Raw genomic sequence first — 23,084 nt, 5'->3', positions numbered from 1 at the left:
GTACCCCATCGCGGGGAAAGGCTAGCCGAATGCTCTCGGGACGACCGCCGCACGGCCCGTCGTGCGACGGCCCCGGAGGGTCACCGACCGGCTTCTCACGCCGTCACTGGCTGTTGGTCCCGAAGTCCTCGGGCGAGATCTGGTCGAGGAACTCGCGGAACTTCTCCACCTCGTCCTCCTGCTCGTCCGGGATCGCGATGCCGGCGTCGTCCAGGACGCCGTCGCTGCCGTAGATGGGCGTCCCGGTGCGCAGCGCCAGCGCTATGGCGTCGGACGGCCGCGCGCTGACCTCGACTCCGCTGGCGAACACCAGCTCCGCGTAGAAGACACCCTCCCGCAGGTCGGTGATGCGCACTTCGGTCAGCTCCTGGCCGACGGCCTCCAGCACGTCCTTGAACAGGTCGTGGGTCAGCGGTCGCGCGGGGGCCATGCCCTGCTGCGCGAAGGCGATCGCCGTCGCCTCCCCCGGCCCGATCCAGATGGGGAGGTAACGGTCGCCTCCCACTTCACGCAGGAGCACGATCGGTTGGTTGGAGGGCATTTCGACCCGGACACCTACGACGTCGAGCTCGTTCACACAGCAACCCTAGGCCGTGCCCGGCACCTTTGGGTAGTCGAGCACGGAATGGGTGCCCTATCCCACGTTCCGCGCGGGCCGCCGGGTCAGGGCAGCCGCACCCCGAGGGCCGACTGGACCAGGGCGGCGTGCAGCTTCACCGCGAGTCCCGCCAGCTCCTTGGTGCGCGCTTGTGCGTGTGCCCTGGTCTGCGGGTTGCGATGGAGCCGCAGGGGTGCCACGACCTGATCCACCAGCCCCGCCTCGCGGTCGGCTGCGGCCTTCACGGCGCGCAGATGCCGTGGCTCGATCCCGAACCGCCCGAGTTCCAGGACCAGTCCGGCGACGGTCACCGCCTCGGCGTCGTACACCCCGTCCAGCACCGGGGTGATGAGTCCGTACGACTCCCACTCGTCGAGCTCCTGCTCACCGATCTCGGCGGCGGCCAGCAACTCGTCCCGTCCGATCCGGGCCACGGTGGGCTCCTCCGGATCGCTCGGTGCCTCACCGTCGCGCTGACGCCCCACGGAGGGCAGCGGGACAGCCTCTCCGCGTCCCATGGCGTCCAGGTGTTCCCGGATGACCTTCAGCGGCAGATAGTGGTCCCGCTGCATCCTCAGGACGTGCCCGAGACGCTCTATGTCGCCGGCGCTGAACTTGCGGTACCCGGACGGGGTCCGCTGCGGCTCGATGAGGCCCTCGGACTCCAGGAACCGGATCTTGGAGACAGTGACCTCGGGGAACTCGTCACGCAGCACGTTCAGCACCGTGCCGATGCTCATCAGCCCGTGGTCCGTGGCGGCGGCGCCGTGTCCGGCACCGCCGCTCGGTGTTCGAAGCATGGACCTTCCCTGGGGGTCTCCCCGGACAAAGTCTGGGGGAGGGTCAGATGCCCCGCTGGCTCGCGTAGAAGACCAGCCGGTACTTGCCGATCTGCACCTCGTCACCGTTCGACAGGGGAACCCGGTCGATCCGCTCCCGGTTGACGTACGTGCCGTTGAGGCTGCCGACGTCCGCCACCGTGAACGAACCGTCGGGCTCACGGCGGAACTCCACATGGCGGCGCGACACGGTCACGTCGTCCAGGAAGATGTCGCTCTGCGGATGACGGCCGGCCGTGGTCAGATCGCCGTCCAGCAGGAAGCGGCTGCCCGAGTTGGGCCCCCGCCGCACCACCAGGAGCGCCGAGCCGAGCGGCAGGGCGTCGACGGCGGCCTGCGCCTCGGGAGACAGCATCGGCATCTGCGTCTGGCCGGTGGCCTCGGCGTCGTAGGCCTCAAGGCCGGAGATGGAGATCGTCGAAGTGGTCTCCGACGGGCGCTCCGGGGTCGCCCCGGCCCGCAACGGCGCACCACAGTTCGAGCAGAAGCGGCTCGCTTCCGCGTTGCGGTTACCGCACCTCGTACACACCAGGGCCGACATGGACGGATCCTCCTGCCGCGGCTGCCCCGCCGGGGTATTGGACGCGTACGGGTCGGAGCCGAAACCTCCACCCGCACCTGAGGTTGACGGATCTCCGAAACCTATGCGCCCCGACTGGGCAGGGTCAACAGACGGCGCGCCCTGACCACCGGAAATGTCACCGCCCGGCCCACCGACCTCGTCCCGGAACAACGGGCGGTCTCCCTGTCCCTCGGCGTCCGAGGGCCGCGGTGCACGGTGCCGGGCAGTGGCGTTGTCGCTGCCCTCTCGTGCGCTCTTGCCGAACAACTTCGCAAACAACTTCACGGGCGATTCCCCTTGACCGAAACAGACCCGCCCGTGGGGCAGGACGAACCCTGATTGCACACACCGGTCGAGCCGGACACCCTCACAACGTCCGTATCCACCAGACAGTTTCCACCACGCACCACCCATTCGGTGCGCCGACCCCCCGCAACCTCATGCCCTGGAGCAGCTGCCTCCAAGCGCCCCCGGCTCATTGGGAGGACGACCGAGCGTAGTCAGGCCGCTTCGCCGGTCGCAAGGCGTCCACGACGATCTTGTCCGAGCGTTCCACCGTGACAGTGGCCTGCTCCTTCTCCAAAGTCTGCACCACTCCGCCAGGGATGTTGAGCGCCGGTTCGAGGTCCTGAGGCTTGCCGATGACCTTGAAACGATACGGGGAGCTGATCTTGTTCCCGTCCACGGCGACTCCCCCGCTCTCATCCGTCAGATAGGTGCCCGCGACGATCCGTACACCATTGACCTGGATCGCCTCCGCGCCGGCCGCCCGGAGCTCCTGGACCGCGTCGAGCAGCATGTCGGCCTCGACCGTCCCCTTCCCGTCGTCGATCGTCAGTGTGATGCCGGGGCCCTGCGCCGCCACGGTGCCCGCCAGAATGCCGAGTTGCTTCTCCTTCTCGACCGTCTGCTTGCGGGCCTCCTCGGCCTGGTCCGAGCTGTTCTCCAGTTCGGTGCGCTGATCCTCCAGCCCCTGCTTCTCCTCTTCCAGACGCTGTGTACGGTCATCGAGTTCATCGAGGATGCGTACGAGGTCCTCCTGACGTGCGCCGCGCAGGGCGCCGTCGTCGTCGCTGTTGGAGGCCACCTGGACGGCCAGGCCGAAGCCGAGGCCGAACAGCAGAAGCGCGACGATGAGTTGCGCACGGGACACCCGCGGCGGCCACAGGCCCATCACGAGCCGCTGACGGCCGGTAGGGGCGGCGGGCCCGCTCGGCTCCGGCTCGGCCTGGGGCGGCCGGGGCTCCGCCGCGTTCTCCGGAGCCTTTGCCGCCACTTCTTCGGGCAGTTCCTCGCGCAGCGGGTTCTCGGGGGTCCCCGGCGTCTCGTCCTTGCTGCTCATCGCCGTCACGCCCGGAAGACGTGCCGGCGGATCGCCGCGGCGTTGGAGAAGATGCGAATGCCCAGGACGACCACGACGCCCGTGGACAACTGCGCGCCCACGCCCAACTTGTCGCCCAGGAAGACGATCAGCGCGGCCACCACCACGTTGGACAGGAACGACACCACGAAGACCTTGTCGTCGAAGATGCCGTCGAGCATCGCCCGCAGACCTCCGAACACGGCGTCGAGCGCCGCGACGACGGCGATCGGAAGATAGGGCTCGACCATCGCCGGCACCTCGGGCCGGACCAACAATCCAGCCACGACTCCCACGACGAGGCCCAGTACGGCGATCACGATGTGCCTTTCTCTGTGCTCGGTTCTGCTGTTCGTACGATCACACTCGGTGCTGCGGGCAGCCGGACCTCGTCCTCGGCGGAAATACTGGTCCTGATCCCGAAGTTCTCCTGCAGAGCGTGCAGATACTGCCCGTCCCCGCTGTTCTGGAACTTGGTGCTCAGCCGGTCCCCGTCCCCCACGGCCAACACCGTGTACGGCGGCACCAACGGCTTGTTGTCGACCAGTATCGCGTCACCCGCGGCCCTGATCGCGGACAGGGCGGTCAACCGCTGTCCGTTGATCGTGACGGCCTCGGCGCCCGACTCCCAGAGCCCGTTGACGACACGCTGCATGTCGCGGTCGCGTACGCGTCCGGTGTCCGAGAAGCCCGATGTCTCACGCGCGTCCCCGTCACCGGCGTGGTCGGCTTCCTTCGCGTCGTCCACGACGAGTTTCACACCGGGCCCGTGCACTTCGAGCGCACCGGACAGGATGCCCAACAGCTCGCCCTGGTCACCGCCGTGCTTCTTCAATGCCTCGCGCTGCCGGGCGCCCACGTCGTCGCGGAGCTCGTCGATGGCGTCCTCAAGGTCCTCGGCCGCCGACGTCTCGCTGTCGATGCGGTCGATGAGTTCCTCGCGCTCCTTGGCGACGACCGGGGCCGCTATCCGCGCCTGCGCCGCGCCCACTGTCACCAGAAGTGCCGCGAGCACCAGACCGGCCGCCAGACCGAGCTTCGCCGGCAGCGTCTTGGGCATCCCGCCCGTACCTTCGGCCTTCCGCCGGGCAGCGGCCTCGGCATACCCCTCGTCGAGACTGTGGTCCATGACGTTGGTGAGCAGCGACATGGACGCGTCCGGGCGCGAGGGGCGCGTGGGGGTGCTCCGAACGGGGGGCTGCTGCGGCATGCCGCACATCGTCGCACGTCGCGACCTGTAGCTCCGAACGGCCCCACCGACGTGCCGGACGGGCCCCTTTGAGGGAACCGTCCGGCACGCGCGGGTACTGCTCAGCGACCTGCGCTGTCCACCACCGACGACCACTCGTCGAGCAGTGCCTGCGCCGACGCGTCGTCGGGCCCCTCGGCCCACAGATGGGTGACCGCCTCCGCCGGATCGGGCAGAACCATCACCCAGCGTCCGTCGGTCTCCACGACACGCACACCGTCGGTCGTGTCCACGAACCGGTCACCGGCCGCTTCCACGACGCGCCGCATCACCAGGCCCTTGACCGCCCAGGGAGTCGCGAGATCGCGCTTGAGGACGTGAGCCCGCGGAATGCGCGCGTCGATCTGACTGAGCGTGAGCTGCGTCCGTGCCACCAGACCGATGAGCCGGACGAAGGCCGCCGTGCCGTCGAAGACACTGCTGAACTCCGGCACGATGAACCCACCGCGCCCGTCGCCTCCGAAGATCGTCGACTCCTCGCGCCCGACGCGCGTCAGATCGTCCGGGGACGTCATCGTCCAGTCGACCTGCGTCCCGTGGTACGCCGCCACCTGCTCGGCGATCCTCGTGGTGGTCACCGGCAACGCCACACGTCCGCTGCGCCGTTCGGCCGCCACCAGATCGAGCATGACCAGCAGCGCCCGGTCGTCCTCGATGATCCGGCCCTTCTCGTCGACGAGCGACAGCCGCTCGCCCACCGGGTCGAACCGCACTCCGAACGCGGCCCGGGCGGAAGCCACGATCTCGCCGAGCCGGACCATCCCGGACCGGCGGGTGTCCGCCGTCTCCGTGGGGCGCGACTCGTCGAGCCCCGGGTTGATGGTCAGCGCGTCGACCCCGAGCTTGCCCAACAGGCTCGGCAGCACCAGTCCGGCACTGCCGTTGGACGCGTCCACGACCACCTTCAGCCCGGAGTCGGCGATCCCGGTCGTGTCGATGTTCCTGAGCAGGGAGCCGGTGTACGAGTCGAACACGCTGGCCGGGAAATGCAGATCGCCGATCTCACCGGGGAACGCACGCCGGTACTCCTGCCGCGCGAACACCCGGTCGAGCTTGCGCTGGCTGCCCTGCGACAGGTCCGCGCCGTTTCCGTCGAAGAACATGATGTCGACCGAGTCGGGAACTCCGGGCGTCGTACGGATCATGATCCCGCCCGCGCTGCCCCGCGCGGTCTGCTGCCGCGCCACCGGGAGCGGCACGTTCTCCAGGTCCCGTACGTCCATGGCGCTGGCCTGCAGAGCCGAGATGACGGCCCTCTTGAGCGCGCGGGCGCCCCTGGAGTGGTCACGGGCCGTCGTGACGGTGGAACCCTTCTTGAGGGTCGTCGCGTACGCCCCCGCCAGGCGCACCGCGAGCTCGGGCGTGATCTCCACGTTGAGGATCCCGGACACCCCACGGGCTCCGAAGAGATGCGCCTGGCCCCGGGACTCCCAGATGACCGACGTATTGACGAAGGCGCCGGCCTCGATCGTCTTGAACGGATATACCCGCACATTGCCCTGGACGATCGATTCCTCGCCGACGAGGCACTCGTCCCCGATGACGGCGCCGTCCTCGATACGCGCCGCGCGCATGATGTCGGTGTTCTTGCCGATGACACAGCCACGCAGATTGCTGTGCTGACCGATGTACACGTTGTCGTGCAGTACGGCCTTGTGCAGGAACGCCCCGGTTTTCACGACGACGTTGGAGCCCACCACGGTGTGCTCACGGATTTCGACGTCGGCCTCGACCTTGGCGTAGTCCCCGATGTAGAGCGGGCCCCGCAGCACCGCGTCGGGGTGGACCTCGGCGCCTTCGGCGACCCAGACTCCGGGCGATATCTCGAAGCCGTCCAGCTCGACGTCGACCTTGCCCTCAAGGACATCGGCCTGTGCCTTCACATAACTCTCGTGCGTGCCGACGTCCTCCCAGTAGCCCTCGGCGACATAGCCGTAGATCGGCTTGCCCTCCTTCATGAGCTGAGGGAAGACATCGCCCGACCAGTCGACGGAGACATCGGCCTCGACGTAGTCGAAGACTTCGGGCTCCATTACATAGATGCCCGTATTCACCGTGTCCGAGAAGACCTGGCCCCAGGTCGGCTTCTCAAGAAAGCGCTCGACCTTGCCCTCGTCATCGACAATGGTGATGCCGAATTCCAGAGGATTGGGAACGCGGGTCAAACAGACCGTGACCAGCCCACCCTTTTCCTTGTGGAAGTTGATGAGATCGGTGAGGTCGAAGTCGGTCAGAGCATCGCCTGAGATCACGAGGAACGTATCGTCCTTCAGTGCCTCCTCGGCGTTCTTGACACTGCCGGCAGTACCGAGTGGCTTCTCCTCGTTGGCATAGGTGAGCTCCATACCGAGCTCTTCACCGTCACCGAAGTAGTTCTTGACCAGCGAGGCCAGGAACTGGACAGTGACGACGGTTTCGTTGAGCCCATGCCGCTTGAGCAGCCGTAGCACGTGCTCCATGATCGGGCGATTGGCCACAGGCAGGAGCGGCTTGGGCATGCTTGAGGTCATGGGGCGAAGGCGTGTGCCTTCGCCTCCGGCCATCACGACGGCCTTCATGTCGGAAGCGTCCTCCTTGAAGAGACGGTCTAGCCGACTTCACCCGTCAGATTGTCCCGCACATTCTCGTTGCGGGCCATCCAGAGACCTCTACGGCCGCCCATTGGGCGAGCTCAGTCGGCCATGGTTGTCCGCACGAACAAGGCGGCGGACCTGAACCACGTAGAGGATCCCTGCCCACCAATACAGAGTTGTACCCCATCCTGCGAACGCCCATCCGAAAATAGCAGCGAGTGACGCAAGCCATCCACTTCCGTCACTGAGCAGCAACAACGGGAACGCGTACATCAAGTTGAACGTTGCAGCCTTCCCGAGGAAGTTCACCTGGGGCGGCGGATAGCCGTGCCGCCTGAGGATGCCCACCATCACGAGCAGAACCAGCTCGCGCGCCAGGAGGACGGCTGTCAGCCACAGCGGCAGAATCTCGCGCCAGGTGAGCCCGAGCAGGGTCGTCAGAATGTAGAGCCGGTCGGCCGCGGGGTCCAGCAGCCGGCCGAGGCTGCTGATCTGGTTCCACCGCCGGGCGAGCTTGCCGTCCAGATAGTCGCTGATACCGCTCAACATGAGCACCAGAAGTGCCCAGCCGTCGCTGTTGGGGCCGCCGAACTCCGGCCTGAGGATCAGCCACAGAAAGAGCGGTACGCCCGCGAGACGCGCCATGCTGAGGATGTTCGGGATGGTGAGGACCCGGTCTGTCTGGACGCGGGTCTCCTGGACCTCCACCCGGGGGCCTCCTGTGGGAACGTGCCAACGTTGCCCCCTGACCTTACCCTCAGGCATCTGCCCGCAGCGCGGAGGGGGTTCGGCGGCCTCTCTGAAAACAAAAAAAGCTCCGGCTCCCTGGATTGATAATCCAGGGAGCCGGAGCTCTAAAAGAAGTTCGGCGGCGTCCTACTCTCCCACAGGGTCCCCCCTGCAGTACCATCGGCGCTGTAAGGCTTAGCTTCCGGGTTCGGAATGTAACCGGGCGTTTCCCTCACGCTATGACCACCGAAACACTTTGAAACTCTGATTCAAATCAACCGCACCACACCCCCCGTGACCAAACAAGGGAGTGCGGGGTTGTTCGTGGTTTCAGAACCAACACAGTGGACGCGAGCAACTGAGGACAAGCCCTCGGCCTATTAGTACCGGTCAGCTCCACCCCTTACAGGGCTTCCACATCCGGCCTATCAACCCAGTCGTCTACTGGGAGCCTTAACCAATCTAGTTGGTGGGAATACTCATCTCGAAGCAGGCTTCCCGCTTAGATGCTTTCAGCGGTTATCCCTCCCGAACGTAGCCAACCAGCCATGCCCTTGGCAGGACAACTGGCACACCAGAGGTTCGTCCGTCCCGGTCCTCTCGTACTAGGGACAGCCCTTCTCAATATTCCTACGCGCACAGCGGATAGGGACCGAACTGTCTCACGACGTTCTAAACCCAGCTCGCGTACCGCTTTAATGGGCGAACAGCCCAACCCTTGGGACCGACTCCAGCCCCAGGATGCGACGAGCCGACATCGAGGTGCCAAACCATCCCGTCGATATGGACTCTTGGGGAAGATCAGCCTGTTATCCCCGGGGTACCTTTTATCCGTTGAGCGACGGCGCTTCCACAAGCCACCGCCGGATCACTAGTCCCGACTTTCGTCCCTGCTCGACCCGTCGGTCTCACAGTCAAGCTCCCTTGTGCACTTACACTCAACACCTGATTGCCAACCAGGCTGAGGGAACCTTTGGGCGCCTCCGTTACTCTTTAGGAGGCAACCGCCCCAGTTAAACTACCCATCAGACACTGTCCCTGATCCGGATCACGGACCCAGGTTAGACATCCAGCACGACCAGACTGGTATTTCAACGACGACTCCACACTGGCTGGCGCCAATGCTTCACAGTCTCCCAGCTATCCTACACAAGCCGAACCGAACACCAATATCAAACTATAGTAAAGGTCCCGGGGTCTTTCCGTCCTGCTGCGCGAAACGAGCATCTTTACTCGTAGTGCAATTTCACCGGGCCTATGGTTGAGACAGTCGAGAAGTCGTTACGCCATTCGTGCAGGTCGGAACTTACCCGACAAGGAATTTCGCTACCTTAGGATGGTTATAGTTACCACCGCCGTTTACTGGCGCTTAAGTTCTCAGCCTCGCACACCCGAAGGTGCACTAACCGGTCCCCTTAACGTTCCAGCACCGGGCAGGCGTCAGTCCGTATACATCGCCTTACGGCTTCGCACGGACCTGTGTTTTTAGTAAACAGTCGCTTCTCGCTGGTCTCTGCGGCCATCCCCAGCTCACCGAGTAAATCGGATCACCAAGAATGGCCCCCTTCTCCCGAAGTTACGGGGGCATTTTGCCGAGTTCCTTAACCATAGTTCACCCGAACGCCTCGGTATTCTCTACCTGACCACCTGAGTCGGTTTAGGGTACGGGCCGCCATGAAACTCGCTAGAGGCTTTTCTCGACAGCATAGGATCATCCACTTCACCACAATCGGCTCGGCATCAGGTCTCACCCTTAACGTCATCCGGATTTACCTAGATAACGGGCTACACCCTTACCCCGGGACAACCACCGCCCGGGCTGGACTACCTTCCTGCGTCACCCCATCACTCACCTACTACAGGTCTGGTCCGTCGGCTCCACCACTTTCCATTCCCCGAAGGGTCCGGAACGGCTTCACGGACTTAGCATCGCCTGGTTCGATGTTTGACGCTTCACAGCGGGTACCGGAATATCAACCGGTTATCCATCGACTACGCCTGTCGGCCTCGCCTTAGGTCCCGACTTACCCTGGGCAGATCAGCTTGACCCAGGAACCCTTAGTCAATCGGCGCACACGTTTCTCACGTGTGTATCGCTACTCATGCCTGCATTCTCACTCGTGAACCGTCCACCACTGCCTTCCGGCGCGGCTTCACCCGGCACACGACGCTCCCCTACCCATCCATACAGGCGTTGGCCCTATTGCATGAATGACACGACTTCGGCGGTACGCTTGAGCCCCGCTACATTGTCGGCGCGGAATCACTAGACCAGTGAGCTATTACGCACTCTTTCAAGGGTGGCTGCTTCTAAGCCAACCTCCTGGTTGTCTGTGCGACTCCACATCCTTTCCCACTTAGCGTACGCTTAGGGGCCTTAGTCGATGCTCTGGGCTGTTTCCCTCTCGACCATGGAGCTTATCCCCCACAGTCTCACTGCCGCGCTCTCACTTACCGGCATTCGGAGTTTGGCTAAGGTCAGTAACCCGGTAGGGCCCATCGCCTATCCAGTGCTCTACCTCCGGTAAGAAACACACGACGCTGCACCTAAATGCATTTCGGGGAGAACCAGCTATCACGGAGTTTGATTGGCCTTTCACCCCTAACCACAGGTCATCCCCCAGGTTTTCAACCCTGGTGGGTTCGGTCCTCCACGACCTCTTACAGCCGCTTCAACCTGCCCATGGCTAGATCACTCCGCTTCGGGTCTTGAGCGCGCTACTATATCGCCCTATTCGGACTCGCTTTCGCTACGGCTTCCCCACACGGGTTAACCTCGCAACACACCGCAAACTCGCAGGCTCATTCTTCAAAAGGCACGCAGTCACGACTGCATGTGCAAGCACATACAGCGACGCTCCCACGGCTTGTAGGCACACGGTTTCAGGTACTATTTCACTCCGCTCCCGCGGTACTTTTCACCATTCCCTCACGGTACTATCCGCTATCGGTCACCAGGGAATATTTAGGCTTAGCGGGTGGTCCCGCCAGATTCACACGGGATTTCTCGGGCCCCGTGCTACTTGGGTGTCTCTCAAACGAGCCGTTGATGTTTCGACTACGGGGGTCTTACCCTCTACGCCGGACCTTTCGCATGTCCTTCGCCTACACCAACGGTTTCTGACTCGTCTCACAGCCGGCAGACTGTGAAAGAGAGATCCCACAACCCCGCATGCGCAACCCCTGCCGGGTCTCACACACATACGGTTTGGCCTCATCCGGTTTCGCTCGCCACTACTCCCGGAATCACGGTTGTTTTCTCTTCCTGCGGGTACTGAGATGTTTCACTTCCCCGCGTTCCCTCCACACACCCTATGTGTTCAGATGTGGGTGACAGCCCATGACGACTGCCGGGTTTCCCCATTCGGAAACCCCCGGATCAAAGCCTGGTTGACGGCTCCCCGGGGACTATCGTGGCCTCCCACGTCCTTCATCGGTTCCTGGTACCAAGGCATCCACCGTGCGCCCTTAAAAACTTGGCCACAGATGCTCGCGTCCACTGTGCAGTTCTCAAACAACGACCAACCACCCATCACCCCACCCTTACCAGGTGAGTGCACTGGGGCCGGCACCGAAGGACGACCATGACGGCCGCACCTTCAGACACCCAACAGCGTGCCCGACCCTCTCGACCCCCCGGGTCTGCTTTCCACGCCCCGAAGGACAGTACTTGCAGCCAGAAGAAGACTGAGAGTGCCGAATAATCAACGTTCCACCCTTGAGCAACCAGCATCGAACATTCGCCGATGTACTGGCCTCTGACCAGGTTCCCGAAGGTTCCTGGTAAGAAATGCTCCTTAGAAAGGAGGTGATCCAGCCGCACCTTCCGGTACGGCTACCTTGTTACGACTTCGTCCCAATCGCCAGTCCCACCTTCGACAGCTCCCTCCCCACAAGGGGGTTGGGCCACCGGCTTCGGGTGTTACCGACTTTCGTGACGTGACGGGCGGTGTGTACAAGGCCCGGGAACGTATTCACCGCAGCAATGCTGATCTGCGATTACTAGCAACTCCGACTTCATGGGGTCGAGTTGCAGACCCCAATCCGAACTGAGACAGGCTTTTTGAGATTCGCTCCACCTTGCGGTATCGCAGCTCATTGTACCTGCCATTGTAGCACGTGTGCAGCCCAAGACATAAGGGGCATGATGACTTGACGTCGTCCCCACCTTCCTCCGAGTTGACCCCGGCAGTCTCCTGTGAGTCCCCATCACCCCGAAGGGCATGCTGGCAACACAGAACAAGGGTTGCGCTCGTTGCGGGACTTAACCCAACATCTCACGACACGAGCTGACGACAGCCATGCACCACCTGTCACCCGACCACAAGGGGGGCCGTATCTCTACGGCTTTCCGGGCGATGTCAAGCCTTGGTAAGGTTCTTCGCGTTGCGTCGAATTAAGCCACATGCTCCGCTGCTTGTGCGGGCCCCCGTCAATTCCTTTGAGTTTTAGCCTTGCGGCCGTACTCCCCAGGCGGGGAACTTAATGCGTTAGCTGCGGCACCGACGACGTGGAATGTCGCCAACACCTAGTTCCCACCGTTTACGGCGTGGACTACCAGGGTATCTAATCCTGTTCGCTCCCCACGCTTTCGCTCCTCAGCGTCAGTAATGGCCCAGAGATCCGCCTTCGCCACCGGTGTTCCTCCTGATATCTGCGCATTTCACCGCTACACCAGGAATTCCGATCTCCCCTACCACACTCTAGTCTGCCCGTATCGAATGCAGACCCGGGGTTAAGCCCCGGGCTTTCACATCCGACGCGACAGACCGCCTACGAGCTCTTTACGCCCAATAATTCCGGACAACGCTTGCGCCCTACGTATTACCGCGGCTGCTGGCACGTAGTTAGCCGGCGCTTCTTCTGCAGGTACCGTCACTTTCGCTTCTTCCCTGCTGAAAGAGGTTTACAACCCGAAGGCCGTCATCCCTCACGCGGCGTCGCTGCATCAGGCTTTCGCCCATTGTGCAATATTCCCCACTGCTGCCTCCCGTAGGAGTCTGGGCCGTGTCTCAGTCCCAGTGTGACCGGTCGCCCTCTCAGGCCGGCTACCCGTCGTCGCCTTGGTGAGCTTCTACCTCACCAACAAGCTGATAGGCCGCGGGCTCATCCTTCACCGCCGGAGCTTTCAACCCCCACCCATGCGAGTGGAAGTATCATCCGGTATTAGACCCCGTTTCCAGGGCTTGTCCCAGAGTGAAGGGCAGATTGCCCACGTGTTACTCACCCGTTCGCCACTAATCCACCCCGAAGGGCTTCATCGTTCGACTTGCATGTGTTAAGCACGCCGCCAGCGTTCGTCCTGAGCCAGGATCAAACTCTCCGTGAATGTTTTCCCGTAATCGGGATCACATCATGAGAGCGGAACGACCAACCGGAATAAGGAAGGCCGTTCACAGCGTCCTCGCTGATGCGCCTACCGTGCTTACGCCCGGCAGGACTTTTTCAAAGGAACCTCGTCCCGACCGAACGGCCGGAGACGGGGTATCAACATATCTGGCGTTGATTTTTGGCACGCTGTTGAGTTCTCAAGGAACGGACGCTTCCTTTGTACTCACCCTCTCGGGCTTTCCTCCGGGCGCTTCCCTTCGTGTTCCCAAACTCTATCAGTGAATTTCCGTCTCTCTGACCACCGATTCTGCGGACATGCAGAACCAGACCCCGAGATAGGATCTGACAAGTTGGGTGCTGCCAGGCACAGAAGCACACTCGCATCACTCGGCCTCAAGCAGGAGTACGACAGTACACGGGGCTCCGGAGCGGGCGCAAATCGTTTGCGCTGTGCACTACGACCGCCAACCGGGTCCTCTGGCGCGGAACCGTCACTTCTTATGACTTACGCTGCTCAACAGTGCGCCGTCCGGGACAGGCAGTGACGGCCCATCTGAATCCCCGCCCCCCGGGAGGCTTCCCATGACCATCGTGACGTCCCCTCTTGCAGGACGCACCATCGGACTCACCGCTGTACCGGACCCGGTCTTCTCCGGGGCCATGGTCGGCCCCGGTACCGCGATCGACCCCGTGCGGGAGGCTTCGGAGGCCTTTGCACCCATCGACGGTGTCGTCGTCTCCCTTCATCCGCACGCCTTCGTCGTGGTCGACGACGAGGGTCACGGAGTGCTGACGCACCTCGGTATCGACACCGTTCAGCTCAATGGCGAGGGTTTCGAGCTGCTCGTCAACAAGGGCGACACGGTTCAGCGTGGACAGGCCGTGGTGCGGTGGGACCCTGCCGCCGTCGAAGCGGCCGGCAAGTCCCCCATCTGTCCCATCGTGGCGCTCGAAGCCACCGCCGAGTCTCTCTCCGACGTCAGCGTTGACGGCGACGTGAAGGCTGGCGACGCTCTCTTCAGCTGGCACTGACCTCATCGCCGTCGACGACGGCAGGCACAGCACGACATCACGGCGGCACGGCCCGCCGCTCTATCGGAGACGGGTGACATGGAGACAACGCTGCGAGGCGTCGGCGTGAGCCACGGTGTGGCGATCGGCGAAGTTCGGCACATGGGAACGGCGGTGCTTGAGCCGCCTGCCAAGCAGATACCGGTGGAGGACGCGGAGCGCGAACAGGGTCGCGCCCGCCAGGCCGTGGAAGCCGTGGCCGCCGACCTGATGGCGCGCGGCAATCTGGCGGGCGGCGAGGCCCAGGCCGTTCTTGAGGCCCAGGCCATGATGGCCCAGGACCCGGAGCTCATGGCCGACGTGGAACGGCGTATCGCCGTCGGAAGTACGGCGGAGCGCGGGGTGTACGACGCGTTCGCCTCGTACCGCGCGCTCCTGGCGAATGCCGGTGAGTACCTCGCGGGCCGTGTGGCGGACCTCGACGACGTGCGGAACCGTATCGTCGCCCGACTGCTCGGTGTTCCGATGCCGGGAGTTCCCGACAGTGACGAGCCGTACGTCCTTATCGCTCGGGACCTCGCGCCCGCCGACACGGCGCTGCTGGACCCCACGCTGGTCCTCGGTTTCGTCACCGAGGAGGGCGGGCCGACGAGCCACAGCGCGATCCTGGCGCGGGCGCTCGGAGTGCCCGCCGTGGTGGCACTGCCGGGAGCCGGTGAGCTGGCCGAGGGCACGATGGTCGCCGTGGACGGCAGCACCGGTGAGATCTTCGTGAACCCGAGTGCGGAGAAGAAGGCCGAGATGGAGGCCGCTGCGGCTGCGCGCAAGGCGGCGCTCGCCGGGTCGACCGGGCCCGGCGCCACCTCCGACGGACACAAGGTTCCGCTGCTGGTCAACATCGGCGGCCCCGCGGACGTGCCGGCGGCGATCGAGGCGGGCGCCGAAGGCGTGGGTCTGTTCCGCACCGAGTTCCTCTTCCTCGACGACAGCAAGAACGCGCCGTCCGAGGAGAAGCAGGTCGAGGCGTACCGCAAGGTGCTCGAAGCCTTCCCCGAGGGGCGGGTCGTGGTGCGCGTGCTCGACGCGGGCGCCGACAAACCCCTCGACTTCCTGACGCCCGCCGACGAGCCGAACCCGGCGCTCGGCGTGCGCGGTTTGCGGTCGTTGCTCGACCACCCCGACGTGCTGCGTACGCAGCTGACGGCGCTGTCGAAGGCTTCCGAGGGACTGCCCGTCCACCTTGAGGTCATGGCGCCGATGGTCGCCGACCGTGCGGACGCCAAGGCGTTCGCCGACGCGTGCCGTGCGGCGGGCCTGCGGGCGAAGTTCGGCGCCATGGTCGAGATTCCGTCGGCTTCCCTGCGGGCGCGCTCGATCCTGCAGGAGGTCGAGTTCCTTTCGCTGGGGACCAACGACCTCGCGCAGTACACCTTCGCCGCCGACCGTCAGGTGGGCGCCGTGTCCCGGCTCCAGGATCCGTGGCAGCCCGCGCTGCTCGACCTGGTCGCGATGTCCGCCGACGCGGCCGCGGCCGAGGGCAAGAGCTGTGGCGTCTGTGGCGAGGCCGCTTCGGACCCGCTGCTCGCCTGTGTGCTGACCGGTCTGGGTGTCACCTCCCTCTCCATGGGTGCGGCGTCGATTCCCTACGTCCGCGCGACGTTGGCCAAGTACACGCTGGCGCAGTGCGAGCGGGCCGCGGCGGCCGCGCGTGCCTGCGACAGCGCCGAGGAGGCGCGCACTGCGGCTCAGGCGGTGCTGTCCGGCGAGTAGTCCGAGCATCGAGGGGCGCTCCACCGAAGGGTGGGGCGCCCCTCGTGCGTTCGGTGCGTGTGCGCAGTGCGGCTGTTCAGTGCGTGTGCGCGGTCGTGGGCCCGTCGTCGCCCAGGTCCGGTGGTGCGCAGTAGTCGACGCCCGACTCCGGGGAGACGAGGTCTCCGGATTCGACGTCCGTGCAGTAGGCGTCGAAGACTTCTCCGGCGGTGAGGGGTTCCAGTCCCTCGCCCCGCAGGCGCCAGCCGTAGACCCGGTCGGTCGTGCCGGGCGTGCTGGTGCGCATGACGAGTCCGCCTGCGCTCCGGGTGGCGATGCCGAGGGCGAGCACGGTGGTGAATTCGAGGGCCTCGGTCTCGTCCAGCTGCGGTGTTCCGTGCTGGTCGTCGTCGGTGCGCAGGACCGACACGAGTGCCTCGGGCTCGGTGGAGACGCTGCACACGAGGTGCCGCTCTCCGGGGCCGGAGGCCTGGAGGATGCGGATGAGCAGATCCGAGGCTCGTAGGAAGGCCGCTCGGCCGATGTCCTCGCCGCAGGAGGCGCAACTGCCGATCCGGGCCAGGAGCGTGGTCGCGTACTCCCAGGTGGCCCGGCGGACCGCTTCGTCGATGAGGTCGGGGACGAGGGCGTCGAGGTCCTGGCCCTGGTAGGGGACGGTCGCGCCGGTCGCGGCGAGATCCGCCGTGAAGCGGGTGCGGCTGGACGCGGTGTCGGGGTCGAGTCCGTGCTCGGCGCAGAACTCCGCGTACTCCTCGGGGTCGAAGAGCGCCACCGTGGTGTGGCCGCCCTCGGACGCGAGTGTCCTGAGGAGGGTCTCCACCTGCCGGAGATAGCTCGCGTGGTCGTCGAAGGCGAAGGTGCGGTAGCGGCGCCGCATCGCCGTGAAGTCCTGCTCGTCGGTCAGCAGACCGATGGTTCCGGCGATTTCGCGGCGCAGGACGCGTCGCATGGTCTGGTGCTGGGTGTGCGCCATCTTTCCCCCTGTGCGCAGTGATCAATGCTCACTCACCGTAACCGGCGGCACTGACAACGGCCTCTGCGCGGGGTGGTCAGGCGCGGTCGCGGGCCAGTCGCTCGTAGAAGTGGAGCAGGTCGAGGTTGTCGACGGAGCCGGGGTTGACCGCCTTGTCGAGGGGCGTGCCCTGGAGGAGGCGTTTGACCGGGACCTCGATGCGCTTGCCGGTCAGGGTGTGGGGGATGCCGGGGACTTCGATGACCTCGTCGGGGATGTGGCGGGGTGAGAGCTGTTCCCGGATGGTCCGCTTGATGCGGGCGAGGAGCGCGTCGTCGAGTTCGGCTCCCGGGGCGAGGTGGACGAAGAGCGGCATCCAGTAGCCGCCGTCGGGTTGTTCGACGCCGATGACGAGGGATTCGCGGATCTCCGGGAGGCGCTCCACCGCTTCGTAGATGTCGGCCGACCCCATGCGTACGCCCTGGCGGTTGAGGGTGGAGTCCGACCGGCCGTGGATGACGACGGAGCCGCGTGAGGTGACGGTGATCCAGTCGCCGTGGCGCCACGCTCCGGGATACGTGTCGAAGTAGCTGTCGTGGTAGCGGCTGCCGTCGGGGTCGTTCCAGAAACGGATCGGCATGGACGGCATGGGGTTGGTGACGACGAGTTCGCCGACCTCGTCGATGAGGGGTTTGCCGCTGGGGTCCCAGGACTGGAGGTCGGTGCCGAGGCCCGGGGCCTGGAGCTCGCCGATGTGGACGGGGAGGGTGGGGACGGCTCCCGCGAAGCAGGAGCACACGTCGGTGCCGCCGCTGACGGAGGCGATCCACAGGTCGTCGCGCACCTCGTCGTGCAGCCAGCGGAATCCGTCGGGCGGCAGGGGCGAACCGGTGGTGGCGACGCACTTGATCCGGGAGAGGTCGAAGTCGCGGGAGGGGTGGACGTCCGCCTTGCGGCAGGCCATGACGTACGCCGCCGAGGTGCCGTACAGGGTGGCGCCGGTGCGTTCGGCGATGCGCCACTGGGCGCCGGTGTCCGGATAGCCGGGGCTGCCGTCGTACAGGACGATCGTGGTGCCGGTCAGGAGGCCGGAGACGAGGAAGTTCCACATCATCCAGCCGGTGGACGTGTACCAGAAGAAGCGGTCCTCGGGTCCCAGGTCGCAGTGCAGGCCGAGCTGTTTGAGGTGTTCGACGAGGATGCCGCCCTGGGACTGGACGATGGCCTTGGGCAGGCCGGTCGTGCCGGAGGAGTAGAGGACCCAGAGGGGGTGGTCGAAAGGCACCTCTTCGTAGACGGGTGTCACGTCCGCCGAGGTGAGGGCGGACCATTCCAGGGTGCCCTCGGGGGCCTCGGTGTCCAGGAGCGGGACGTGGACGACGGCGCGCAGCGTGGGCAGTTCGCGGCGCAGTTCGGCGACGGTGTCCCGGCGGTCGTGCTCCTTGCCTCCGTAGCGGTAGCCGTCGACGGCGAAGAGGACGACGGGCTCGATCTGCTGGAAGCGGTCGAGGACGCTGCGCGCGCCGAAGTCCGGGGCGCAGGACGTCCACACTCCGCCGACGGCGGCGGTGGCGAGGAGGGCGACCACGGCCTGGGGGACGTTCGGGAGGTATCCGCTGACGCGGTCTCCGGGGCGTACGCCGAGGGCACGCAGTTCGGCGGCCAGGGAGCCGACCTGTCGGCGTAGTTCGGACCAGCTGACGGGGCGGGGTTCGTGGGTCTCGTCGACGTACAGGAGGGCCGGTTCGTCCGCTCGGGTGTCGGCCGCTCGCAGTGCGTGTTCCGCGTAGTTGAGGGTGGCTCCGGGGAACCACCGGGCTCCGGGCATCGAGCGGTCGCCCAGCACGCGCGCGTAGGGGGTGGAGAACCGTACGTCGAAGAATTCCGTGACGGCTTTCCAGAACGTGTCCAGTTCGTCCACGGACCACCGGTGCAGATCGGCGTATCCGCCCTCGGCCGGGGCTCCGTGGTGCTCGGCCGCCCACGCCTGGAATCGGGTGATCTGCGCCTGGGCGACGCGTTCCCGGTCGGGCTGCCAGAGCGGCGAGGGGTTCGATGAGGTCATGGGTCGGCTCCCGGACTGCGCGCGTCGTGTGCGTGTACCGCGCACGAACTGGGGTGTGCGCGTCACGCGGCTGAGACGGACGATGCCATGTGATCGACTTTGACACCAGGGTTGGCCCCACATAGTCCGGCTCGTGAACATGTGGTCCCGCCGTGGGTGAACGGAAGCTGAACGGAGCACTCAGGGGGCCATTCGGGTGGCAGGCTGAGCAGCATGAACGGTCGTGACCTGGTGCGTTCGGTGAAAGCAGTCGGTTCGGCGGGGGCGGCTCAGGGCTTGCTCGCCGTGCGGGCCGCGTGGCGCAGGAGGCGTATCGACGCCTCGGGGCTGCCCGCGCGGGGGGCCGAACGCGCGAGGGTCCCCGGGCCGGTGCTGTCCGCGGAACCGGCGCCCGGTGGAGGTGTCATCCGGTTCACCCGGTCGGAGCTGCGGATCACCGTCACGGCCAATGGAGCGGTCTTCTGGGGCTGGGACGGCGCGGGCCCCGAGCCCTCGTACGCGCTCGCGGGTGCCGCTCCCGAGCCCGACCCGCGAGCCGTGCTGGAGCCGGACAAGGACGGTGCCTGGCGGGTGGTGGCGGAGCGGATGACGGTGGTCGTGTCCCGGCTCGGCGCCGTGGAGGTGTGCACGCCGGGCGGGGTGAGCCTGCGGCGCGAGCTGCCGCCGCGGTGGTGGGAGCCGGCCGGTGGTGGCGGGGCCCGTTGGATGCAGCGGTCGGAAGTGGCGGCGGACGCGCGCTTCTTCGGCCTCGGGGGGCGTGCTTCGGGGCCCCGGTTGCGCGACGGGACGTACCGGCTGTGGAACACCGATCCCGGGCGTGCCTTCGGTTCAGGTGACGATCCGCTGTATCTCACCATGCCGGTGCAGATGGTGGTGGCCGACGCCGCCACGCACCTGGTGTTCCACGACAGTTCCTGGGACGGCACCGTGACCCTGCGCGAGGGCGAGGAGGGTGCCGGGTCCGGGCACGACCGGGCCGGGGCGAGCGATCTGCGCATGGACGGTGGTCCGCTGCGCTGCTGGGTGATGGTGGGCACTCCCGCGCGTGTGCTGCACACCTGGGCGTCGCTGACCGGGGCCGCCGCGCTGCCGCCGGCCTGGGCCCTGGGGCACCATCACGCGCGGTCGGGCTTCGGGAGCGAGCAGGAGGTGCGGCGGATCGTGGGCGGCTACCACGAGCGTGGGCTGCCGCTGGACGCCGTACACCTGGGTATCGACCATTTCGACGCGCAGCGGGTGTTCACGGTCGACCGGGACCGCTTTCCGAAGCTGCCGGTGCTGGCGGAGGAGCTGCGCCGGGACGGGATCCGGCTGGTGTCGATCGTGGATCCGGCGGTCAAGGCCGAGCCGGGGAATCCCGTGTACGACGGCGGGAGCGACGAGGACGCCTTCGTTCGGGACTCCGCCGGGGAGGTGGTGCGCGGTGTGGTCCGGCCGGGCGAGGCGGTCTATCCGGACTTCACGCGCGCGCGTACGCGCCGGTGGTGGGGCGGGCTCTACGAGGAGCGGCTCTCCCAGGGGTTCGCCGGCTTCTGGCACGACCTGAACGAGCCCGTGTCCTTCACCGCCTTCGGCGAGTCCACGCTGCCCCGTTCGGCGCGGCACGATCTGGAGGGGCGCGGCGGCGACCATCGCGAGGCGCACAACGTGTACGCGCTCGCCATGGCGCGGGCGGCCCACGAGGGGCTGAGCGAACTGGCGCCCCGGGAGCGGCCGTTCCTGTTCTCGCGCTCCGGGTGGGCGGGAACGCAGCGCTACGGAGGGGTCTGGTCCGGGGAGGTGGCCACGGGCTGGCCCGGGCTGCGGGCGTCGCTGTCCCTGGTGCTGGGGCTGGGGCTGTGCGGCGTGCCGTACTCGGGGCCCGACGTGGGCGGCTTCGACGGGAGCCCCTCCCCCGAGCTGTATCTCCGGTGGTTCCAGCTGGGCGCGTACCTGCCGCTGTTCCGTACGCACGCGGGCCCGCGGGCCGGGCGCAGGGAGCCCTGGGAGTTCGGTGACGAGGTGCTGGAGCACGCGCGCGTGGCGCTCGTCGGGCGGCGGCGGCTGCTGCCGTACTTCATGACGCTGGCGCATCTGGCACGGCGTACGGGTGCGCCGTACGTACGGCCGCTGTGGTGGGGCGTCCCGGAGGACCGGGCGTTGCGCGACTGCGAGGACGCCTTCCTGCTCGGCGACTGTCTCCTGGTGGCTCCGGTGCTGACTCCGGGGACGGAGCGGCGTGCCGTGCGGGTGCCGCGGGGCCGCTGGTACGACGTGGTGACCGAGGAGGTGTACGAGGGGCCCGCCCAGGTGCTGGTCGACGCCCCTCTGTCACGGATTCCGGTACTGGTCCGCGCGGGGGCCGTACTGCCCGTACGTGGTGACGACGGCTCTCTGGAGCTGGAGGTGTGGGCGCCCGCCCGCGGACGGACCGGGGGCGGGCTGGTGGTCGTCGACGCCGGGGACGGCTGGGACGAGCCGGAGATCGAGCGCTATGTGACGCGCAGGCTGGGGAAACGTGTGGTCGTGGAGCGGGAGGGGGAGGACGGCCCGGAGGAGCCGTCCCTTCCCGTACGGGTGCGTGGGCTGTTGAGCTGACGGCCGGCTTGAGAAGGCCCGACGGGGCTCTCAGATGTAGCGGCCCTCGAACCAGGCCCGGGCCGCCATGGTGTGCAGCGGAAAGGCGAGTTCGGTCGATCTGCGCAGCAGGTGGTAGCCCTCGGTCTCGTCCGTCGGGACGGACGGCGGCAGGTCGTCGGCGGGGCGCTCCGGGAGGGCGCCGAAGAGCAGCAGGTGCCCGTCGGGTGAGCTCAGCGCGTCGACGAGGCGTACGTCGCGGCTGGCCGCGACGATTCCCGTCTCCTCCTTGAGCTCACGGACGACGGCCTGCCGCCAGTCCTCCCTGTGGTCGATGAACCCGCCGGGCAGAGCGACTCCCCCGCGCGCGGGGGCGATGGTTCGGGTGATGACGACCAGGGCCGCGCCCTTGGTGTCGTACACGGGCTGCAGGGCCACCGCGACCGGCAACGGGTTGCGGTAGGCCATGTCGCCGCAGGAGGCGCAGGTACGCGGCCAGCCGGAGACGCCTTCTCCGTAGGGCGCGCCGCAGCTCGAACAGTGGGTGCCCGGCGCGGAGTTGGCGGACGGGATCTGGGATGGAGACACGCCCGGACTGTATCCGATGATCACAATGTTGTTGTGGCTGGCCGCCTCAGTACTGCCTCGGCGCCTGCTCAGTACCTCCTCGGTGCCCCCTCAGTGGGACCTGATGAGGGATTTGGCCGACACCGGGAAGTCGAAGTAGGTGTCGGGATAGGCCTCGGGCTTGTAGGTGAAGTGCCACCACTCCTCGGCCAGGTTCACGAAGCCGAGGCCTTCCAGGGTGTCCTTCAGGAGGAGCCTGTTGGCGCGCTGCGGGCCCTGGACGCGCGGGTCGAGCGTGTGCGACAGGGTGTCGAAGCAGTCGTAGCCCGTGCCCATGTCGACGGAGTTGTCCGGGAAACGCTCGGCCTGGGGTGCGAAGCAGGGCACGAGGGGCTCTCCGGGGACGTACGGGCGGGTCGGGGCCGCCGGGAGCTTCACGAGCGTGAGGTCCGTCGTGGAGCCCCGGCTGTGGCCGGACTTCTCGGCGATGTAACCGTCCTCGAACAGACGGGTCTTGTCGACGTCCGGGTAGAACTCGTCCTTCATGGTCTGGTCGTCGAGGTCCTCGGCCCAGCGGACGAAGTGGTCGACGGCGCGCTGGGGCCGGTAGCAGTCGTACACCTTCAGGGAGTAGCCCTGGGGCAGCAGTTGCTGCTGAGCCCTGTGGAGGGCCTCGGCGGCGGGCCTGGTGAGGATGCACAGCGGCTCCCGGTAGCCGTCGACGCGCTCGCCCACGAAGTTGTGCGGGGTGAAGTAGCGGATCTCCTGGATGATCGTGCGGTCTACGGAACGCAGGGCCACGAAGTCCTCGGGGGCCTTCGGCTCGGATGTCGCCGTCGCGGTGGCGGAGGCGGCGCTGACGGCGAGCAGGGCGGCGAGTGCGGTGACGAGACCGCGTACCGCTGTGGTGAGTCGGGTCATG

15 protein-coding genes and 3 rRNA genes are annotated in these 23,084 nt (G+C 66.3%); 3 read left to right on the top strand and 15 right to left on the bottom strand.

The window, feature by feature from the left end; genetic code table 11:
• Positions 1–103: 103 nt before the first annotated feature.
• The 11 genes from OHS59_RS36840 to OHS59_RS36790 form a co-directional block, all read right to left on the bottom strand.
• Positions 104–577, bottom strand: coding sequence for a bifunctional nuclease family protein (locus tag OHS59_RS36840; RefSeq protein ID WP_006123076.1), 474 nt, complete (start codon positions 575–577; stop codon positions 104–106).
• An 86-nt stretch (positions 578–663) separates the two neighbouring features.
• Complete coding sequence (gene ftsR / locus OHS59_RS36835; protein ID WP_328497658.1) at positions 664–1,398, bottom strand: transcriptional regulator FtsR; 735 nt, start codon at positions 1,396–1,398, stop codon at positions 664–666.
• A 43-nt stretch (positions 1,399–1,441) separates the two neighbouring features.
• On the bottom strand, positions 1,442–2,413 hold the full coding sequence (locus tag OHS59_RS36830; RefSeq protein ID WP_328497657.1) for an FHA domain-containing protein: 972 nt from the start codon (positions 2,411–2,413) through the stop codon (positions 1,442–1,444).
• Between the two features lie 61 nt (positions 2,414–2,474).
• A complete protein-coding gene (locus OHS59_RS36825) occupies positions 2,475–3,341 on the bottom strand; it encodes a DUF881 domain-containing protein (protein ID WP_328497656.1) in 867 nt (288 codons plus the stop codon).
• Between the two features lie 5 nt (positions 3,342–3,346).
• On the bottom strand, positions 3,347–3,679 hold the full coding sequence (locus OHS59_RS36820) for a small basic family protein (protein WP_046587749.1): 333 nt from the start codon (positions 3,677–3,679) through the stop codon (positions 3,347–3,349).
• Positions 3,676–4,578, bottom strand: a complete 903-nt coding sequence (locus OHS59_RS36815; RefSeq protein WP_328497655.1) for a DUF881 domain-containing protein — start codon at positions 4,576–4,578, stop codon at positions 3,676–3,678. The genes OHS59_RS36820 and OHS59_RS36815 overlap by 4 nt, the downstream gene beginning before the upstream one ends.
• 92 nt (positions 4,579–4,670) lie before the next feature.
• Positions 4,671–7,166 carry a mannose-1-phosphate guanyltransferase gene (locus OHS59_RS36810; RefSeq protein WP_328497654.1) on the bottom strand — a complete coding sequence of 832 codons (2,496 nt, stop codon included), beginning with the start codon at positions 7,164–7,166 and terminating at the stop codon, positions 4,671–4,673.
• Positions 7,167–7,256: 90 nt separating this feature from the next.
• The gene (locus OHS59_RS36805; protein WP_328497653.1) at positions 7,257–7,889 is read right to left on the bottom strand and encodes a CDP-alcohol phosphatidyltransferase family protein; all 633 of its coding nucleotides are present in this window, start codon (positions 7,887–7,889) and stop codon (positions 7,257–7,259) included.
• 155 nt (positions 7,890–8,044) lie between these two features.
• Positions 8,045–8,161, bottom strand: a 5S ribosomal RNA gene (gene rrf / locus OHS59_RS36800).
• A gap of 109 nt (positions 8,162–8,270) precedes the next feature.
• A 23S ribosomal RNA gene (locus OHS59_RS36795) occupies positions 8,271–11,392 on the bottom strand.
• A gap of 319 nt (positions 11,393–11,711) precedes the next feature.
• Positions 11,712–13,239, bottom strand: a 16S ribosomal RNA gene (locus OHS59_RS36790).
• The 16S, 23S and 5S rRNA genes sit together here, the layout of an rRNA operon.
• Positions 13,240–13,823: 584 nt before the next feature.
• Here OHS59_RS36790 and OHS59_RS36785 point away from each other — a divergent pair.
• Both OHS59_RS36785 and ptsP read left to right on the top strand, forming a co-directional pair.
• Positions 13,824–14,273 carry a PTS sugar transporter subunit IIA gene (locus tag OHS59_RS36785; RefSeq protein WP_328497652.1) on the top strand — a complete coding sequence of 150 codons (450 nt, stop codon included), beginning with the start codon at positions 13,824–13,826 and terminating at the stop codon, positions 14,271–14,273.
• A gap of 78 nt (positions 14,274–14,351) precedes the next feature.
• Positions 14,352–16,022 carry a phosphoenolpyruvate--protein phosphotransferase gene (ptsP, locus tag OHS59_RS36780; protein WP_328497651.1) on the top strand — a complete coding sequence of 557 codons (1,671 nt, stop codon included), beginning with the start codon at positions 14,352–14,354 and terminating at the stop codon, positions 16,020–16,022.
• A gap of 76 nt (positions 16,023–16,098) precedes the next feature.
• Here ptsP and OHS59_RS36775 read toward each other — a convergent pair whose 3' ends face one another.
• Together OHS59_RS36775 and OHS59_RS36770 are read right to left on the bottom strand one after the other, a co-directional pair.
• Positions 16,099–16,995, bottom strand: coding sequence for a hypothetical protein (locus OHS59_RS36775; RefSeq protein WP_328497650.1), 897 nt, complete (start codon positions 16,993–16,995; stop codon positions 16,099–16,101).
• A gap of 76 nt (positions 16,996–17,071) precedes the next feature.
• Positions 17,072–19,039: an acetoacetate--CoA ligase gene (locus tag OHS59_RS36770; protein WP_328497649.1), complete on the bottom strand. Its 1,968-nt coding sequence runs from the start codon at positions 19,037–19,039 to the stop codon at positions 17,072–17,074.
• A 213-nt stretch (positions 19,040–19,252) separates the two neighbouring features.
• On the opposite strand from OHS59_RS36770, the gene OHS59_RS36765 reads away from it, so the two are divergent.
• Positions 19,253–21,616 (top strand): glycoside hydrolase family 31 protein, encoded by a 2,364-nt coding sequence (locus OHS59_RS36765; RefSeq protein WP_328497648.1) that lies wholly within the window; start codon positions 19,253–19,255, stop codon positions 21,614–21,616.
• A 30-nt stretch (positions 21,617–21,646) separates the two neighbouring features.
• On the opposite strand, the gene OHS59_RS36760 is transcribed toward OHS59_RS36765, so the two are convergent.
• The gene (locus tag OHS59_RS36760; RefSeq protein ID WP_328497647.1) at positions 21,647–22,183 is read right to left on the bottom strand and encodes an NUDIX domain-containing protein; all 537 of its coding nucleotides are present in this window, start codon (positions 22,181–22,183) and stop codon (positions 21,647–21,649) included.
• A gap of 90 nt (positions 22,184–22,273) precedes the next feature.
• Positions 22,274–23,083: a M15 family metallopeptidase gene (locus OHS59_RS36755; RefSeq protein ID WP_328497646.1), complete on the bottom strand. Its 810-nt coding sequence runs from the start codon at positions 23,081–23,083 to the stop codon at positions 22,274–22,276.
• Position 23,084 lies beyond the last annotated feature (1 nt).

This window comes from Streptomyces sp. NBC_00414, from assembly GCF_036038375.1.
GTDB lineage: Bacteria > Actinomycetota > Actinomycetes > Streptomycetales > Streptomycetaceae > Streptomyces.
Note: the sequence above shows the minus strand (reverse complement) of the source record. Positions and strands in the feature narration are given on the sequence as shown.

What these genes read in the sequence shown, in the direction of transcription:
- OHS59_RS36830 (WP_328497657.1), bottom strand. Translation starts at nt 2,413, where the DNA reads ATGGGTGGTGCGTGGTGGAAACTGTCTGGTGGATACGGACGTTGTGAG.
- ptsP (WP_328497651.1), top strand. Translation starts at nt 14,352, where the DNA reads ATGGAGACAACGCTGCGAGGCGTCGGCGTGAGCCACGGTGTGGCGATC.
- ftsR (WP_328497658.1), bottom strand. Translation starts at nt 1,398, where the DNA reads ATGCTTCGAACACCGAGCGGCGGTGCCGGACACGGCGCCGCCGCCACG.
- OHS59_RS36770 (WP_328497649.1), bottom strand. Translation starts at nt 19,039, where the DNA reads ATGACCTCATCGAACCCCTCGCCGCTCTGGCAGCCCGACCGGGAACGC.
- OHS59_RS36775 (WP_328497650.1), bottom strand. Translation starts at nt 16,995, where the DNA reads ATGGCGCACACCCAGCACCAGACCATGCGACGCGTCCTGCGCCGCGAA.
- OHS59_RS36785 (WP_328497652.1), top strand. Translation starts at nt 13,824, where the DNA reads ATGACCATCGTGACGTCCCCTCTTGCAGGACGCACCATCGGACTCACC.
- OHS59_RS36765 (WP_328497648.1), top strand. Translation starts at nt 19,253, where the DNA reads ATGAACGGTCGTGACCTGGTGCGTTCGGTGAAAGCAGTCGGTTCGGCG.
- OHS59_RS36825 (WP_328497656.1), bottom strand. Translation starts at nt 3,341, where the DNA reads ATGAGCAGCAAGGACGAGACGCCGGGGACCCCCGAGAACCCGCTGCGC.
- OHS59_RS36815 (WP_328497655.1), bottom strand. Translation starts at nt 4,578, where the DNA reads ATGTGCGGCATGCCGCAGCAGCCCCCCGTTCGGAGCACCCCCACGCGC.
- OHS59_RS36810 (WP_328497654.1), bottom strand. Translation starts at nt 7,166, where the DNA reads ATGAAGGCCGTCGTGATGGCCGGAGGCGAAGGCACACGCCTTCGCCCC.
- OHS59_RS36755 (WP_328497646.1), bottom strand. Translation starts at nt 23,083, where the DNA reads ATGACCCGACTCACCACAGCGGTACGCGGTCTCGTCACCGCACTCGCC.